Annotated in this window: 22 protein-coding genes; 15 read left to right on the top strand and 7 right to left on the bottom strand. The window is 70.8% G+C overall.

All coding sequences use genetic code 11. The annotated features are described in order from the left end of the window. The first annotated feature begins 14 nt into the window (after window positions 1-14). Entirely contained in the window at window positions 15-377 is a 363-nt protein-coding gene (locus tag IPJ61_RS19405) for a hypothetical protein (RefSeq protein ID WP_297111810.1), read from the top strand. Here IPJ61_RS19405 and IPJ61_RS19410 read toward each other — a convergent pair. Then, the gene (locus tag IPJ61_RS19410; RefSeq protein ID WP_297111814.1) at window positions 374-856 is read right to left on the bottom strand and encodes a hypothetical protein; all 483 of its coding nucleotides are present in this window, start codon (window positions 854-856) and stop codon (window positions 374-376) included. The genes IPJ61_RS19405 and IPJ61_RS19410 overlap by 4 nt on opposite strands. Window positions 857-975: 119 nt before the next feature. Between IPJ61_RS19410 and IPJ61_RS19415 the strand changes: the two genes are divergently transcribed. Beyond that, window positions 976-1,446, top strand: coding sequence for a hypothetical protein (locus tag IPJ61_RS19415; protein ID WP_297111816.1), 471 nt, complete (start codon window positions 976-978; stop codon window positions 1,444-1,446). Between the two features lie 393 nt (window positions 1,447-1,839). On the opposite strand, the gene IPJ61_RS19420 is transcribed toward IPJ61_RS19415, so the two are convergent. The 5 genes from IPJ61_RS19420 to IPJ61_RS19440 all read right to left on the bottom strand — a co-directional run bounded on the left by IPJ61_RS19420 (window position 1,840) and on the right by IPJ61_RS19440 (window position 3,796). Continuing rightward, window positions 1,840-2,055, bottom strand: coding sequence for a hypothetical protein (locus tag IPJ61_RS19420; RefSeq protein ID WP_297111819.1), 216 nt, complete (start codon window positions 2,053-2,055; stop codon window positions 1,840-1,842). A gap of 22 nt (window positions 2,056-2,077) precedes the next feature. Beyond that, window positions 2,078-2,407: a hypothetical protein gene (locus tag IPJ61_RS19425; protein ID WP_297111822.1), complete on the bottom strand. Its 330-nt coding sequence runs from the start codon at window positions 2,405-2,407 to the stop codon at window positions 2,078-2,080. A gap of 6 nt (window positions 2,408-2,413) precedes the next feature. Next, window positions 2,414-2,605: a hypothetical protein gene (locus IPJ61_RS19430; RefSeq protein WP_297111826.1), complete on the bottom strand. Its 192-nt coding sequence runs from the start codon at window positions 2,603-2,605 to the stop codon at window positions 2,414-2,416. Between the two features lie 24 nt (window positions 2,606-2,629). Beyond that, window positions 2,630-3,382 carry a glycosyltransferase gene (locus tag IPJ61_RS19435; protein WP_297111829.1) on the bottom strand — a complete coding sequence of 251 codons (753 nt, stop codon included), beginning with the start codon at window positions 3,380-3,382 and terminating at the stop codon, window positions 2,630-2,632. Between the two features lie 276 nt (window positions 3,383-3,658). Next, on the bottom strand, window positions 3,659-3,796 hold the full coding sequence (locus tag IPJ61_RS19440; RefSeq protein WP_297111831.1) for a hypothetical protein: 138 nt from the start codon (window positions 3,794-3,796) through the stop codon (window positions 3,659-3,661). Between the two features lie 6 nt (window positions 3,797-3,802). Between IPJ61_RS19440 and IPJ61_RS19445 the strand changes: the two genes are divergently transcribed. Then, the gene (locus tag IPJ61_RS19445; RefSeq protein WP_297111835.1) at window positions 3,803-4,111 is read left to right on the top strand and encodes a hypothetical protein; all 309 of its coding nucleotides are present in this window, start codon (window positions 3,803-3,805) and stop codon (window positions 4,109-4,111) included. Beyond that, on the top strand, window positions 4,108-4,455 hold the full coding sequence (locus IPJ61_RS19450; protein WP_297111838.1) for a helix-turn-helix domain-containing protein: 348 nt from the start codon (window positions 4,108-4,110) through the stop codon (window positions 4,453-4,455). The genes IPJ61_RS19445 and IPJ61_RS19450 overlap by 4 nt, the downstream gene beginning before the upstream one ends. On the opposite strand, the gene IPJ61_RS19455 is transcribed toward IPJ61_RS19450, so the two are convergent. Next, on the bottom strand, window positions 4,438-4,749 hold the full coding sequence (locus IPJ61_RS19455) for a hypothetical protein (RefSeq protein WP_297111842.1): 312 nt from the start codon (window positions 4,747-4,749) through the stop codon (window positions 4,438-4,440). The two genes, IPJ61_RS19450 and IPJ61_RS19455, sit on opposite strands and share 18 nt — an antisense overlap. A 330-nt stretch (window positions 4,750-5,079) precedes the next feature. Here IPJ61_RS19455 and IPJ61_RS19460 point away from each other — a divergent pair, with 330 nt between their 5' ends. The 11 genes from IPJ61_RS19460 (at window position 5,080) to IPJ61_RS19510 (ending at window position 11,952) form a co-directional block, all read left to right on the top strand. Then, window positions 5,080-7,131: a hypothetical protein gene (locus IPJ61_RS19460; RefSeq protein WP_297111845.1), complete on the top strand. Its 2,052-nt coding sequence runs from the start codon at window positions 5,080-5,082 to the stop codon at window positions 7,129-7,131. Between the two features lie 95 nt (window positions 7,132-7,226). Beyond that, complete coding sequence (locus tag IPJ61_RS19465) at window positions 7,227-7,505, top strand: hypothetical protein (protein WP_297111848.1); 279 nt, start codon at window positions 7,227-7,229, stop codon at window positions 7,503-7,505. Next, on the top strand, window positions 7,502-8,902 hold the full coding sequence (locus tag IPJ61_RS19470; protein ID WP_297111851.1) for an ATP-binding protein: 1,401 nt from the start codon (window positions 7,502-7,504) through the stop codon (window positions 8,900-8,902). The genes IPJ61_RS19465 and IPJ61_RS19470 overlap by 4 nt, the downstream gene beginning before the upstream one ends. After that, the gene (locus IPJ61_RS19475; protein ID WP_297111854.1) at window positions 8,899-9,192 is read left to right on the top strand and encodes a hypothetical protein; all 294 of its coding nucleotides are present in this window, start codon (window positions 8,899-8,901) and stop codon (window positions 9,190-9,192) included. The genes IPJ61_RS19470 and IPJ61_RS19475 overlap by 4 nt, the downstream gene beginning before the upstream one ends. Next, on the top strand, window positions 9,189-9,449 hold the full coding sequence (locus IPJ61_RS19480; RefSeq protein ID WP_297111856.1) for a hypothetical protein: 261 nt from the start codon (window positions 9,189-9,191) through the stop codon (window positions 9,447-9,449). Before IPJ61_RS19475 ends, IPJ61_RS19480 begins: the two co-directional genes overlap by 4 nt. Then, on the top strand, window positions 9,446-9,781 hold the full coding sequence (locus tag IPJ61_RS19485) for a hypothetical protein (RefSeq protein WP_297111858.1): 336 nt from the start codon (window positions 9,446-9,448) through the stop codon (window positions 9,779-9,781). The genes IPJ61_RS19480 and IPJ61_RS19485 overlap by 4 nt, the downstream gene beginning before the upstream one ends. Before the next feature lie 11 nt (window positions 9,782-9,792). Continuing rightward, on the top strand, window positions 9,793-9,921 hold the full coding sequence (locus tag IPJ61_RS19490) for a hypothetical protein (RefSeq protein ID WP_297111859.1): 129 nt from the start codon (window positions 9,793-9,795) through the stop codon (window positions 9,919-9,921). 1 nt (window position 9,922) lies between these two features. Beyond that, the gene (locus IPJ61_RS19495; RefSeq protein WP_297111861.1) at window positions 9,923-10,813 is read left to right on the top strand and encodes a hypothetical protein; all 891 of its coding nucleotides are present in this window, start codon (window positions 9,923-9,925) and stop codon (window positions 10,811-10,813) included. 24 nt (window positions 10,814-10,837) lie between these two features. Then, the gene (locus tag IPJ61_RS19500; protein ID WP_297111863.1) at window positions 10,838-11,335 is read left to right on the top strand and encodes a hypothetical protein; all 498 of its coding nucleotides are present in this window, start codon (window positions 10,838-10,840) and stop codon (window positions 11,333-11,335) included. A 16-nt stretch (window positions 11,336-11,351) separates the two neighbouring features. Continuing rightward, window positions 11,352-11,723, top strand: coding sequence for a hypothetical protein (locus IPJ61_RS19505; RefSeq protein WP_297111865.1), 372 nt, complete (start codon window positions 11,352-11,354; stop codon window positions 11,721-11,723). Then, entirely contained in the window at window positions 11,716-11,952 is a 237-nt protein-coding gene (locus IPJ61_RS19510) for a hypothetical protein (RefSeq protein ID WP_297111867.1), read from the top strand. The genes IPJ61_RS19505 and IPJ61_RS19510 overlap by 8 nt, the downstream gene beginning before the upstream one ends. The last annotated feature ends 18 nt before the right edge of the window (window positions 11,953-11,970 follow it).

Consider the following 11,970-nt stretch of genomic DNA (forward strand, 5'->3'; position numbering starts at 1 on the left):
GCTGGCGGTTACGCATGCCGTCACCGTGGGCCTTCGCTACTATCGTGGCCGGCGGCGCCGAGGTCTACGTCATCACCGACATGCACGATCACGCGGGTGTCTGCGCGACGCTGGCCCGCAACGAGTTCGGCTTCATCGACCCGACGCGTGTCCACTGTGCGGACTACACGACGCACGGCGAGGGCTGCAAGGCGGTGCTCCTGCGTGACCTCCGGATCGACGTCATGCTCGACGACTTCGTCGGCTACGTCGCCATCCCGGGGTGCCCGGTCCGGTGCCTCGTGATGCCCGACGCGACGCAGCCGTACTGGCATCCGACCTGGCAGACAGGGGACGACCAGGAGTTCGGGCGGCGGGTCTACCGACCCGCAGACTAGTCCTGCGGCTCGACGCACACCGGACAGCTCCGCTGACCGAGGTACCCATCAGTACGTGGAAGTGCCGCGCGCTCGACTTCGACCTCGTGGCCGCATTCGAGCACGTCGACCGGCGTTGGCCACATCGCCACGCCGTCGGGGCCTGGCCGTTCGACTAGCCGTCGATCGATGATACGTGCTTGAAGGCGCTGCGGCCACTCCTCACCGTACTCGTCCCAGACGCGAACATCATGGGTTGCGTGGAGGCGTGCGAATTCGCCGATCGGTTCACGGCCGGATCCGTAGATGTCGAGCGAGTCGCCGTCGATGCCGAAGCCAGCTTCAGCCACACGCGCGAACAGCGGCAAGTGTGGGATCAGCGCGAGTAGCTTGTCGCCCTGGTGGTTGAAGTCGCACCACCGGCCCCATGTCGCGGACGGGCCTGCGCTCGTCGGATCGGGGGCGCACGTCACACAGACTAGATGAAAATCGCGGCTCATTGCCCAAGGCGGATAGCACACGAGCCTGACAGCACGGTTGACGTGTTCCCAGGCTTCCGGTAGGCTTCCTTACATCCACTGCGAGGCTCACCCTCGCCCACCCGGAAGAAGGAACCGCCATGGCGCTCACCGCAATCCTCGTCAACGTCACCGCCAACGAGCTGGTGTACAAGATCACCAACGCCGCCACCCTCGGCACCACGCTGACCATCCCGGCCGCGGGCGGCGCCACGCCGGACCTCGCGACCGACTGCGTCGACGACACCTGGGGTCGTGCCGCGAGCGCCCAGCTGCGCGCCGTCTGCCGCGCCGGCCTCGACGGCCTCGGCGCCCAGGCCGCCGGCGGCTGGAGCCAGGCCGAGGCCCGGGACCTGCTGATGGGCGACGGCACCACCCAGGCGGGTGGCCCGCTGATGCCGCGCGCCGAGATCGACCTCCAGCCGGCGACCGGCGTCGGCGGCGGCGCGCTCTGCGAGGCCGACGTCGACGTCGACGGTTCGGGGCGGCCCGAGATCAACATCACCGCCATCGCGACTGCCGGCGACTGCTACATGCGCGTCCGCCTGCGCGCGTCGTCGTCGGTCAAGTAGCCCGGCTCGTCGAGCCTGGCCTGTCAGCGGCTCGGGGCGACCCGGGCCGTTGATCGTTTCGGGCGGGGCGTGTTAGCGTTTGGCGTATGGCTCGTCGCAAGCCGCGGTTCCGTGTCGTCTCACAGGCGCTGGTGCACGGTCAGGTGATCGGCGCCTTCAGGGCTGAGTACCCAACGTTTGGCGCGGCAGCACGCAAGGCTGCACGTGACGCCAAGACACGCGGGTACCACACGACCGTCGAGGATGTCACACAGGGTCCGTACAGTCATCGCGAGGGGTACTTGGCGATCTGCACACCGCAACGCAAGCGCGGTCGCAGCTACGCCCAGTGCAAGTTTTCGTCACGCGGACGCCAACTGTTGGCGGTACGCTGAGCGCACGCACGTTTCGTAGCTACCCGAGCGCCCGTGCGCGCGGGATGCGCTGGCGGAACATCCAGCTCAGGAGCCGGTGTGGCCAGCGCAGCTGGATGTGCTGGACGAACCGTGTGCACGCACACGTGCCGCCGGCCGGCACGTCGAAGACGGCGCAGCCCGCACCATCGAGGCTCCACCAGTGGTGGGCCTCACCGTGTCCACAGGTGACGCAAGCGCGCTTGCCGTCGCGCATGACGACCAACTGTAACGACGGCTCAGCCATCGTGAAACCGGCTCGATGGGTAGTTCTCGCTCCACTGGCTCATGCCCTTCCATGCGCGGTACAGCTGACACAACAGGCACTTCTCGCCGGTGACCGTCGACTGACGCCCGTAGCCGTTGTCGTGTGCCCACGGGATGTCGAGCCGGTACTCGAGCGGGTGCGTGCAGATCGGCCGCGCCTCGGCCGCGATCGCGGTGAGCGTGGTACGAAGCGTACTTTGCCGGTCGATCGCCTTGTCGAGCGCGCGGCGCGCGCAGGCGTAGCGTCGCTCGAGGCGCTGCAACTCGGTGAGCTTTGTCGTCCTACGATCGCGCTTGCGCATCGCCGGTCACTTCCTGACCGTGCGCGTGGTGCGCGTGACCGTGGTACGCGTGACGCGTGTCCCGTCGGGCCGGACTTCTTCCTCGGTGACTCGGGTTTCCTTCGCGTCACCGTCGTGCGGCACGTCGTCGTGCGGCACCTCACGGAGCAGCTGGCCGAACTCAGCGAACAACGCGTCGAACCGTCGCCAGAACGTCATCACGTACCTCGTTTGGGGTAGATCTCAGCGGGGGCTGACCGCCGCCTCGAACTGTCGCAACGTCTCCTCGCCCATGACCGCGGCTGTCGCGTCGCGCCCGCCGCGCAGCTTGAACTCGCGGGGGCCGTCGAAGACCTTGCCGTTGACGGGGTCGACGCGGAACGGCCGAGCCCGCGTCGCGTTGGCTCCGTGGATCATCGCGATGTAGTCAAACGCCGTCGTCCGAACCGAGGCGCCTGCGTTAGTGCGCTGGACGATCCAGTCGCCGACGTCACCGTACGCGCTCTTGACCTCGAACGGTGTACGCTCCCAGAGCTTGCGGCGGAACGTCACGAGCCCGTCGACGACCACGGCCGGCGTCGTGAACTCGACCGTCCGGCGCGTCGGCGCCGTCAGCTCGTGGTAGAGGATGCGCTCGACGCCGATCAGGTCGGCGCCGGTCGTCCCGATCGCCTCGAGCGTCTTGGCCAGCCGGTCGGGCGCCGACCAGTCGTCGTCGTCCCACAACGTCACCCAGGCGCCGCGCGTCCGTGCGATCGTCGCGTTCTGCTTGTCCGCGACCGTCGGCCATCGGCCGCGGACGCCTTGCCAGGCGACCCCGCTCGCGGCGACGGTCCGGGCCTCGTCGTACGGCACCACGGCGTCTGCGTCAAGTCCGATCACCAGCTCGACGTCGGTGCCTAGCCCACGCGCCTGGGCGAGCAGCCCGGCAAGGACGGGCGCACGGATGCGGTCACGCGACGCCATCGTGATCATGGCGATCGAGAGGGTGGTCACCAAAACCTTGTAGCACGGCTACCTGACCGCGTATAGCTGTGCTAGGTTCTCGTTTGCGATGCCGCCCATCGATCAGCTCGGGACCGAGCGTATCTTTTGCGACAACTGTGACGCCAGCGGGCGACGGTCGTTGCTGTTCCCGGCGCCGGACGGGTGGTTCTACATCGCCACGACCGTGGACGCTAGCCAGACGCTCTACGTCTATGCGTGCGGGGCGGCGTGCCGCGACAAGCTATGGCAGGCCGGCCCAGGGCCGGCGCTGCCTGGCGTCGCGGCTCACGTCGGGGCCGCGATCCGGGCGCACAGCGTGGCGCCGTCGGCGCCGGCATCGATCCCGATCCCGACGCCGCGGGCGTGTATCTTCGACGAGGGGGTGTGCAAGGCGGCGAACTGCCCTACCCACGGATGGTCCAAGGATCCATGACTGAGCCTGCGGCTGAGCCCATTCTCACAGACGACAACGTGGACGTCGGCGCTGGCGCCGATCCACCGGCGGTCGCGTTCGAGGTCCGACGCGCGCCGGACGACCCGACGCGGTGGATCTTCATGATCACCCAGCCGGCTGTCGACGTCGACGTCGACCCGCGGTACCTCGCCACGGGCGACGCGGCGGCGGCGGCGATCGCCGCGTTCTGTACGCAACAGCTTGCAGCGCTGGGCGTTTTGCCGCAGGATGCAGCCCGTATGATCTACGATCGCATCTCCCTACCGCCGTCGGAGACGCCATGAGCGCGCTCTCTGGGCCGGCGATCCAGGCGGTGCGCGAGCAGCTCGGGCTGACGGTCGAGTTGTTCGCGGCCGCGCTCGGCGTCCACAAGTCTTCGGTCTACCGGTGGGAGGCTGCGCGGCGTCGACGCCCACACCTGCGCCGGCAGGTCCGGCAAGTGTTGCAGGCGTTGATCGCGCGCGACGCCGCCGTGCTGCGTGACCTCGGTGCGCAGGTCCGTGCCGTGGTCGAGACCGACCCGATGGCCGGGATGCGGATCTTGCTCGGCGCAACGGCAGACCCGTCAGCCGTAGCACCGGTGCCGGCCGTTGCGCCCGCAGCGACTGACTCAGCCGCCGCCGTGTAGCGGTGCCGCCGGCAGAAATGGCGTCTTCTCGTGTTCGATCATGGCGGCGTGCAGCGTCGTCTGAAGCCGCTGCATAAACGCGGCGTAGCCTGCCTGGAAGCCCTCAGACCAGCCCGCCTCGGCCATCGGCCGGCCGCGGACGTGTCGCGATAGGACCGCGCGCAGGTACTGTGACCGCGTCAGCTCGTGACCGGCCTCGACCGAAAGCCGTGCACGGTCGAGTTCCATCGCCGTGCACATTTCCTCGTCGACCTTGACGGCCCAGATGCGAGAGGGATCGGAAGGCTCGGACATGGCGCAAGTGTAAATCGAGCTTTAACCGCGGTCCAGGGGTCAGGCGGGGGATTGGCGGGTCCGATAGGCGCCGCCGGGAATCGGATAACTATCGGAAATTATTGGAATGGCGCGAGGCCCCGGTTTTGTACTGTCCCGTACGAAATCAGCCAGGCGGCCCGGAAAATGGCCCGGGATCGGACACCGACGGCCGATTTTGACTCGGAAATTATCCGATAGATTTCAGGTATTTATAACTTTTAAGCAACACCGGACTTGCATCGGAAAAGGCGCGGCCCCATGATGGTTTTCGACCCGGCATTCTCACCCCGGGCGACTTGGAGAGACCCCATGACGACCGCCGCCGCTTCCGACTACACCCCCGGCCTCGACCTCGCCGACCTCGACCTCGCCGAGCCCACCCCCGCGGAGCGCGCCGCGCGCCTCGCCGCCGCCGGCCTCGACGCGGACCCCGCCGCGGGTACCGTGACGTTCGTCCGGGCGCCCCGCCCGGTCACCCCGCCGCCGGTGCGTCCGGCCCCGGCCCCCGCGCCGGCCCCGACGCTGGCCGTCGACCCCATGGGCGCCGCCGGCGCCGTGGGCCTGGTGGCATTCCTGGCGGCCCTGCTGGGCTGGATCCGGGGGCGCGGCGCGGTGGGGCTGATCCCCGCGTCCGCCGTGCCCGCTGCGCCGCCCGTCGCCGCCCCGGCCGTCAAGGCGCCTGCCCCGGCCCCCGTCGTCGAGGCGCCGCTGGTGGCCCCGGCCGCCGCTGCCGGTGTCCGGTTGGTGCCGCACCCGCGTGGCCTCGGTGTCGAGACGCCGTTCCTGCGGGGGCCGCGCGGGTACGAGGAGCGCGACGCGCTCAAGGCGGTCGGCGCGGCGTGGTGCCGTCCGCACAGCAGCGCGCGCCCCGAGAAGGGCGAAGCGGGCGTGTGGGCCTTCCCCGTCGAGACGCTGCCCCGGGTGCGCGCCATCCTGCAACGGTACCGCGGCACCGACGGCGGGCCCGCGCCGACCGTCGCTGCCCCGGCGACCGTCGCCCCCGTCGCCCCCGTCGCCCCGGCCGCGACCCCGGCGACCGAGGACGCCCCGACGCTGCCGACCGGCCTCGAGTTCCTGTCCGGCGTCGTCGCCGAGGGTGCCGCGCTCGCCGCACAGGCGAACACCGTCCGCGGCGGTGTCAGCCGCGCCGACGTCAACCCGGTCGCCGGGTTCAACAACGGCGCGGGCGCCGCCGCCTCGTTCGCCACGGCGGCGTCCGCGGCGACCTTCCAGCCCAACGGCCGGCAGACCCCCGCGACCCCGGTCACGCCGTCGACGACGATCCCGGCGGGTGCCAGCACGTTCACCCGGCCGCTCGCGGCCGATGTCCCCGAGCCGCTCGCCGCCGGCATCCGCGCCGCCCGTGAGCGCGGCCGCCGCGCCACCGAGACCGAAGCCCAGCGCGCGATGCGCCTGGCCTGGGAGGAATCGCGCAAGGCGCGCTCGGCGCTCGACGCCGCGATCACCGTCGCGCTCCAGACCACCGACGGCGAGTACCCGCACGGTTGCCTCACGGGCTGGGGTGACTTCGGCGTGACCGCGTGGTCGCGGCTGCACGCCGTCGCCGAGGCCGCCGGCGTCCGGTCGCCCGAGCCGCGGTCGCGGCGCGCACTGGCCAGCGAGGCGGTCGCCAAGGCCGCCACGGCGCACGGGTGCAAGGTGAAGGTGGTCGTCCGCGGCAGCAAGTGGACCGTCTACCGCACCGCGGGCGCGGATCAGGTCGGCGCGTCGGTCGGCGCCGCCGAGGCGATCGCGACGCTCGTCGGACACGACCTGCGGCTGACCGGCGACGTCGCGCTGTGCGCCGCCATCCGGACGATCTGGCAAGAGCTGCGCGCCGCCGAGACCCTGGACAGCACGGCGATCTCGGCCTGGCTGTCGGGCCTGCTGGACTCGTGGCGCGCCGTCGCGACGGTGTACGGCCGTGGCTGGCTGGCCCCGGGCGCGCCGACCGAGCAGTGGCGCCGGCTCGCGACCGAGCTGAACGCCGCGGGCTTCCCGGTGCCGTCGCGCCCGGCCGGCATCGGCAGCCGCGAGGACATCGCGGACGACCTGCAGCGCGGGCTGCGCACCGAGGTCGGCAACCTGATCAGCGCGATCGAGCGGCAGCGCGCCGAAGCCAAGGCCCGCGGCGAGGAAGCGCGCGCGGCCGGCAAGACCGACGTGGCAACCGACCTGGGTGACCGCGGCGTCGTCACGGCGACCGCCGAGATCGCCGCGGTGACCGACAAGATCGCGATGTACGAGTGCATCACGGGTCCGATGCCGGCCGAGCGCGCGCGCCTCACGGCCCTCAAGACCGAGCTGGCGGGGCTGCTGTCGGACACGACCCTCCGCGGCATGGTCCTCGAGCTGGACTGACCCGGCGGTCGTCGGACGCCAGGTGAGCGCACCCTCGGGTGCGGGCGCCGATCGTCTGCCGCGACTGCTGATATCCCCGACCCCGGAGACCGCTGATGCCCACCCCCACGAACACCCGCGACGCGCAGCGCCTCGCGTTCGAGGCCCACCTGTCGACCTGCACCGCGTGCCGGATCGACATCACGCTCGGGACGGTCACGCCGGCGCCGTGCGCCGACGGCGCGCGCCTGCTGATGTCCTACGTGCGCCACGCCGTCAGCCACGCCGCGGTCGCGCGGCGGGCCGAGGCCACGGCGCCGGCCGCCGCCCGCCGCGCGGCCACCACCACCGAGGCGCTCCGGCAGTACGTCGACGCGCAGGAGCGCGCGTCGTGACCGCGCCGCAGCAACCCGCGCCCGTCGCGACTGCCGTGTTGCGCGGCGTCACGGCCGAGCTGGTCCACGTCGCCATGACGTCGACGACGTCGGCGACGCGCCGCGACGGCTTGTCGGTGCGCGCGCGGGAGACGTCGGTCCGTGTCCAGGCGGCGCTCGCCGCGAGCGGATACACCACGGCAGGGCTACGCATGCCGGCAACGGCGGCGGACGCAGCGGCCACCACGGTCGGCACCGACCTGGCGCTCGCGATCAGCGCGCTCGTTGGTGATGGCGTCATCCACCCGGCCGACGTCGCCGGCGTCGCGTTCTACGGCGATCTGGGCTTCGACGGGTCGATCCGCGCGACGCGTGGCGTCCTGGCGGCCGTCGAGGTGGCCGCCGCCGCCGGGCTGCGGGCCATCGTCATCCCGACCACGTCACAGGGTGAGGCCGCTGACCTCGTGCCCGACATCGTCATCTACGTCGCGTCGCACCTCGACGACGTCGTCGCGGCGTACACCGAGGCGGAAGGGACGCTGGGGCAGGCGTGGGTGCCCGTGGCGCAGCCTGCGCCTGAGTTTGACCTGGCCGACGTCCGTGGGCTGCCCGGCCCGCGGTGGGCGCTCGAGGTCGCCGCTGCAGGCGGTCATGACCTGGCGCTCGTCGGTCCGCCCGGGATCGGCAAGACGATGTTGGCGCGGCGGTTGCCGTCGATCCTGCCGCCGATGACCACGCCCGAGGTGGCCGACGCGACGCGGACCTACTCGGCGGTTGGCTCCGTCGGTGCGCGCGTCGAGCATCGCCCATTCCGGGCGCCGCACCACACCGTGTCGCTGGCCGCGCTGCGCGGCGTCCCGGACGGTCGGCCTGGCGAGGTCGCGCTCGCGACGCACGGCGTGCTGATGCTCGATGAGGTGACCGAATTCCGCGGCGACGCGGTCGCCGCCGCGTTCATGCACCGGACGACGGCGCAGATCGTCGTCGCGGCGAACCCGTGCCCGTGCGGGTGGTTCGGCGCCGCCGTCCGTGAGTGCAGTTGCCCGGCCGCGTCGCGGCAGCGTCACACGCAGCGCCTGGCGCCGATCGCCGACCGCTGCGACATCGTCGTCGCCGTGCCGTCCGTCTCGCTCAGCGACCTCCGCGATGCACCGCGGGGTGAGTCGTCCGCGACCGTCCAGGCGCGTGTCGTCGCGGCGCGCGCGATCCAGGCCGCGCGTGGGCAGCTCAACGCGACCCTGCCCGAGGCCGCGCTCCGGTTGGCCTGCCCGGGACACGACGCCGTGCCGACGCGTACCCTGCGCGTCGCGCGGACCATCGCCGACCTCCAGGGCGCTGACGCCGTGACGGCGGACCACGTCACGCGGGCGGCGGCGCTAACGTCGGGTGCCGCAGCGCTGGCGGAGGCTGCGTCGTGATCACCCTCACCGCTGCCGCCGTCCGCGTCCTGCGCGAAGCCGTCACCCGCGGCGCCTACGGTCACAGCTCGGGGCTGTTCCGTCCGACGACCGCCGGCAAGCGCGGCCCCGGCAAGTGGCGCCGCGCTGGCGGCCGCGACGCCAAGGCTATCACGCAGCTCGAGGCGGCCGGGCTCGTCACCGTGACGCGGCAGACCCAGCACGAGTACGCGTTCCGCGGCACCGAGTACGTGTGCCGCCCGACGGAGGCCGCGGCCGCGGCGCTCGCGGCGCTGGAGCCAACACCATGATCACGCAGATCGAGACGGCCCCGGGGCCGTATGGCCTCGACATCAAGCGGTGCTACATCCCGGTCACCGTGCACGCCGTCTGTCCGCAATGCGGCGCCACCGCGGCGCGCGACCTCGGCACCAACTACCTGAGCTACCCACTGATCGGCGCGCCGGAGCGCGTGACCTTCACGCACGCCGTCGCGAGCTTCGAGGAGCCCGATCACGAATGGATCGAGCACATCCTGTTGACGCTCACCGTCGGAGCCGCGCCATGACCAAGGTCACCAAGTTCGACAACTACGACGCCGCGACCGTACTCCACTTCCTGGTGAAGTACGACCACGTCGCCCGCCGACCGTGCTACCCGGCCTTCGCCTGGCGCGTCCTCAGCTCGCGCTTCCGCCGCCTCGCCACGGCACACGACGACAACGCCGTGCTGGCGGCCGTCGCCGACGACTGCTGGCAGCGTGCCGAGCTGGCCGAGTGGCGGGATCCCCAACGCCGGCGCTGGACGTGGGGCTTCGCGCCGTTGGCCGTCACCGCCGTCGTCGTCGCGGTGCCGCAGCCGACCGCGCTGGCGACGTCGGATCACACCCCCTTCAACTGACCGGAGCCGTCATGATCGATCCTCGCGCACGCCGGCGCGTCCGGTGGCTGGCCGTCCTCAGCACGCTCGCGCTCGCCTTCGTTGGCATCCCCCATGCCGTCGGCGCGGTGATCGGATTCACCCTCATCTGGAGAGACTGATATGTCCACGCAGCTATCGTCCAAGACCCAGCGTCGGTACGCGGCCACGACGACCAAGCTCGCACCGATCGCGCAGACGCTCGGCGGCTGGATCGCGGACTGGTGTCGGTCGGTCGGCGGCGTCGCGTCGCTGTTCGGACCGACGCAACCGTTCCCGTACGGCCTGGCCACGAAGTTCGGCGCGGCGACCGTCGAGGCGCCGCAGATCGTCGCGGCGCTCGGCATCATCGAGATCGTCGTCCGCTTCACCGACGTCGCTTGCGGGTTGCCGGCGTTGCCGGGTTGGCGACCGCGGACGCGGACGTGGGTCTACGCGACGGTACCCGGGACCGACGCACAGACAGCCTTCCAGACGTTCCTTGGCCACATGCGGATGCTGTTCCTGTGGCACTGTCCGGAATGCGGACAGCCCCAGGAGGCGACAGCCGATGGGACGGTCTGCGCGCACACGGTCAGCTACAGGCGGCACTCGGACTCTGTCCGCGCGTGCCGCGGGTCGGGGCAACCGGTGATGGTGACGCGGTTGGCGCTATCGGCGTCGGGCCGTGCGCCTAGCGCGACGCAGGCACCGGCGACGGCGGTTGCCGTCGGCATGCTGCCCCAACCGGCGACCGGCGCGTCACGGCGGACGGACGTCAGCTTCCACGCCGAGGGCAACCACCCCGCGGTCAAGGCCACCATCACCGCGTTCCGCGACGACGCCGGAACGCCGACGATCGTGGTCAACGGTGACTGCGCGGTCCACGCGGCGCCGTGGCCCACCGCGACGCGCGGCGCGGCTGCACGCCAGGAAATCGCCGACGTCCTGGTGATGGCCGGCGTCAAGCCGGACGAGCGGTTCGTCTACGCCGACATCATCATGGCGCGGCTCGACAAGGTCACGGCGCGCTGATCGCGCGCAGGCAAGGAGCTAGCGATGACACGTAAACCGGCGGTCACGATCACCGATTCGCTCGACGACAAGCGAGCCGAGGTCACCGGCTTGACCAAACGAGTCGACACGGTGCGTGCAGCGCTCGGCGACGCCGAGTCCTGCGAGACGGACGCCGACTTCCGAGCCAACCTCGTGGCTGCATATGATGAGGCGCAGGCGTTGAGTCTCGTTTACACGCCACGTAAGCTGTGCGGCCGGCGGCTTAACATGAACACCGCAGGCTGTAACGCGTTGTTCCTGCTGCATCAGGCCGCAGGCCTTCCGATCGATGCGTACACCACGCGGCGTGGTGTCCGTATCGTACACGACCGTGTACCGTACTACGCGACTGCACGCCAGGTCGTCGCGTGGGCGCGTGCGTTACGGGGGCTGCCCATCTACGATCTGCCTACTGCGCCGTTGATCTGCGCCGACTTTGTGGCGCTGCGGGATGTGTGGGTCGGCTTCCTCATGCGCTGTGAAGGTTACGATGCCGCCTAGCCGACATCGTACGCGTGTGGGGTTCGTCCCCGAGGCGGCCCAGAGCGGCGGCGACAACCCGCGCAGCCGGGAATTCAACGCCGCGATCGAACAGGTCGTCGTCGGACTTGGCGGTCAGCTCAAGGTGCGGTACATGGCGCTGGGTTACCACACCACGAATCTCGTGATCGAGACACGCTATGGGCGCCTCGACGTCCACGCCGACGGGAACACGGTCAACTGTCGCTTCCATGAGCCTGATCGGACGACGCTCGGCGTCAACGACTACGGCGTCAACACCGGCAAGTGGCACCACCACTACTTCGGCTGGCTGCTCGACGCGGCCGTTGCCAATTTCACCCGCCGCTTGACGGCGATCCTGCCTACGGAGGAACCGACCGATGCCTGAAACCCTAAGCCAGATCCGCGCACGGCAGTATGCCGAGTCCACCGCGCTGATGGACCGTCACAAGGCCGAAATCGACGCGGCGTTCGCGACGATCGTCGGACCCATGCTCACGGCGATCGCGGATCTCGATGACCGCAGCCGTGAGGCGTTCTTGCGGACGATCACCCAGCGGTGGTGCATCGAATGCGGCGGTGAACGCAGCGGCGGCCGCTGCCGGGTGTGCGAGTAACGTGTCGAGCGCCAACTA

Source organism: Tessaracoccus sp. (genome assembly GCF_016714275.1).
Taxonomy (GTDB): Bacteria; Actinomycetota; Actinomycetes; order Propionibacteriales; family Propionibacteriaceae; genus Arachnia.

Excerpts from the sequence above, each read along its gene's own strand:
- IPJ61_RS19405 (WP_297111810.1), top strand. The coding sequence starts at position 15 with ATGCCGTCACCGTGGGCCTTCGCTACTATCGTGGCCGGCGGCGCCGAG.
- IPJ61_RS19410 (WP_297111814.1), bottom strand. The coding sequence starts at position 856 with ATGAGCCGCGATTTTCATCTAGTCTGTGTGACGTGCGCCCCCGATCCG.
- IPJ61_RS19415 (WP_297111816.1), top strand. The coding sequence starts at position 976 with ATGGCGCTCACCGCAATCCTCGTCAACGTCACCGCCAACGAGCTGGTG.
- IPJ61_RS19420 (WP_297111819.1), bottom strand. The coding sequence starts at position 2,055 with ATGCGCGACGGCAAGCGCGCTTGCGTCACCTGTGGACACGGTGAGGCC.
- IPJ61_RS19425 (WP_297111822.1), bottom strand. The coding sequence starts at position 2,407 with ATGCGCAAGCGCGATCGTAGGACGACAAAGCTCACCGAGTTGCAGCGC.
- IPJ61_RS19430 (WP_297111826.1), bottom strand. The coding sequence starts at position 2,605 with ATGACGTTCTGGCGACGGTTCGACGCGTTGTTCGCTGAGTTCGGCCAG.
- IPJ61_RS19445 (WP_297111835.1), top strand. The coding sequence starts at position 3,803 with ATGACTGAGCCTGCGGCTGAGCCCATTCTCACAGACGACAACGTGGAC.
- IPJ61_RS19450 (WP_297111838.1), top strand. The coding sequence starts at position 4,108 with ATGAGCGCGCTCTCTGGGCCGGCGATCCAGGCGGTGCGCGAGCAGCTC.
- IPJ61_RS19455 (WP_297111842.1), bottom strand. The coding sequence starts at position 4,749 with ATGTCCGAGCCTTCCGATCCCTCTCGCATCTGGGCCGTCAAGGTCGAC.
- IPJ61_RS19460 (WP_297111845.1), top strand. The coding sequence starts at position 5,080 with ATGACGACCGCCGCCGCTTCCGACTACACCCCCGGCCTCGACCTCGCC.
- IPJ61_RS19465 (WP_297111848.1), top strand. The coding sequence starts at position 7,227 with ATGCCCACCCCCACGAACACCCGCGACGCGCAGCGCCTCGCGTTCGAG.
- IPJ61_RS19480 (WP_297111856.1), top strand. The coding sequence starts at position 9,189 with ATGATCACGCAGATCGAGACGGCCCCGGGGCCGTATGGCCTCGACATC.
- IPJ61_RS19485 (WP_297111858.1), top strand. The coding sequence starts at position 9,446 with ATGACCAAGGTCACCAAGTTCGACAACTACGACGCCGCGACCGTACTC.
- IPJ61_RS19490 (WP_297111859.1), top strand. The coding sequence starts at position 9,793 with ATGATCGATCCTCGCGCACGCCGGCGCGTCCGGTGGCTGGCCGTCCTC.
- IPJ61_RS19495 (WP_297111861.1), top strand. The coding sequence starts at position 9,923 with ATGTCCACGCAGCTATCGTCCAAGACCCAGCGTCGGTACGCGGCCACG.
- IPJ61_RS19500 (WP_297111863.1), top strand. The coding sequence starts at position 10,838 with ATGACACGTAAACCGGCGGTCACGATCACCGATTCGCTCGACGACAAG.
- IPJ61_RS19510 (WP_297111867.1), top strand. The coding sequence starts at position 11,716 with ATGCCTGAAACCCTAAGCCAGATCCGCGCACGGCAGTATGCCGAGTCC.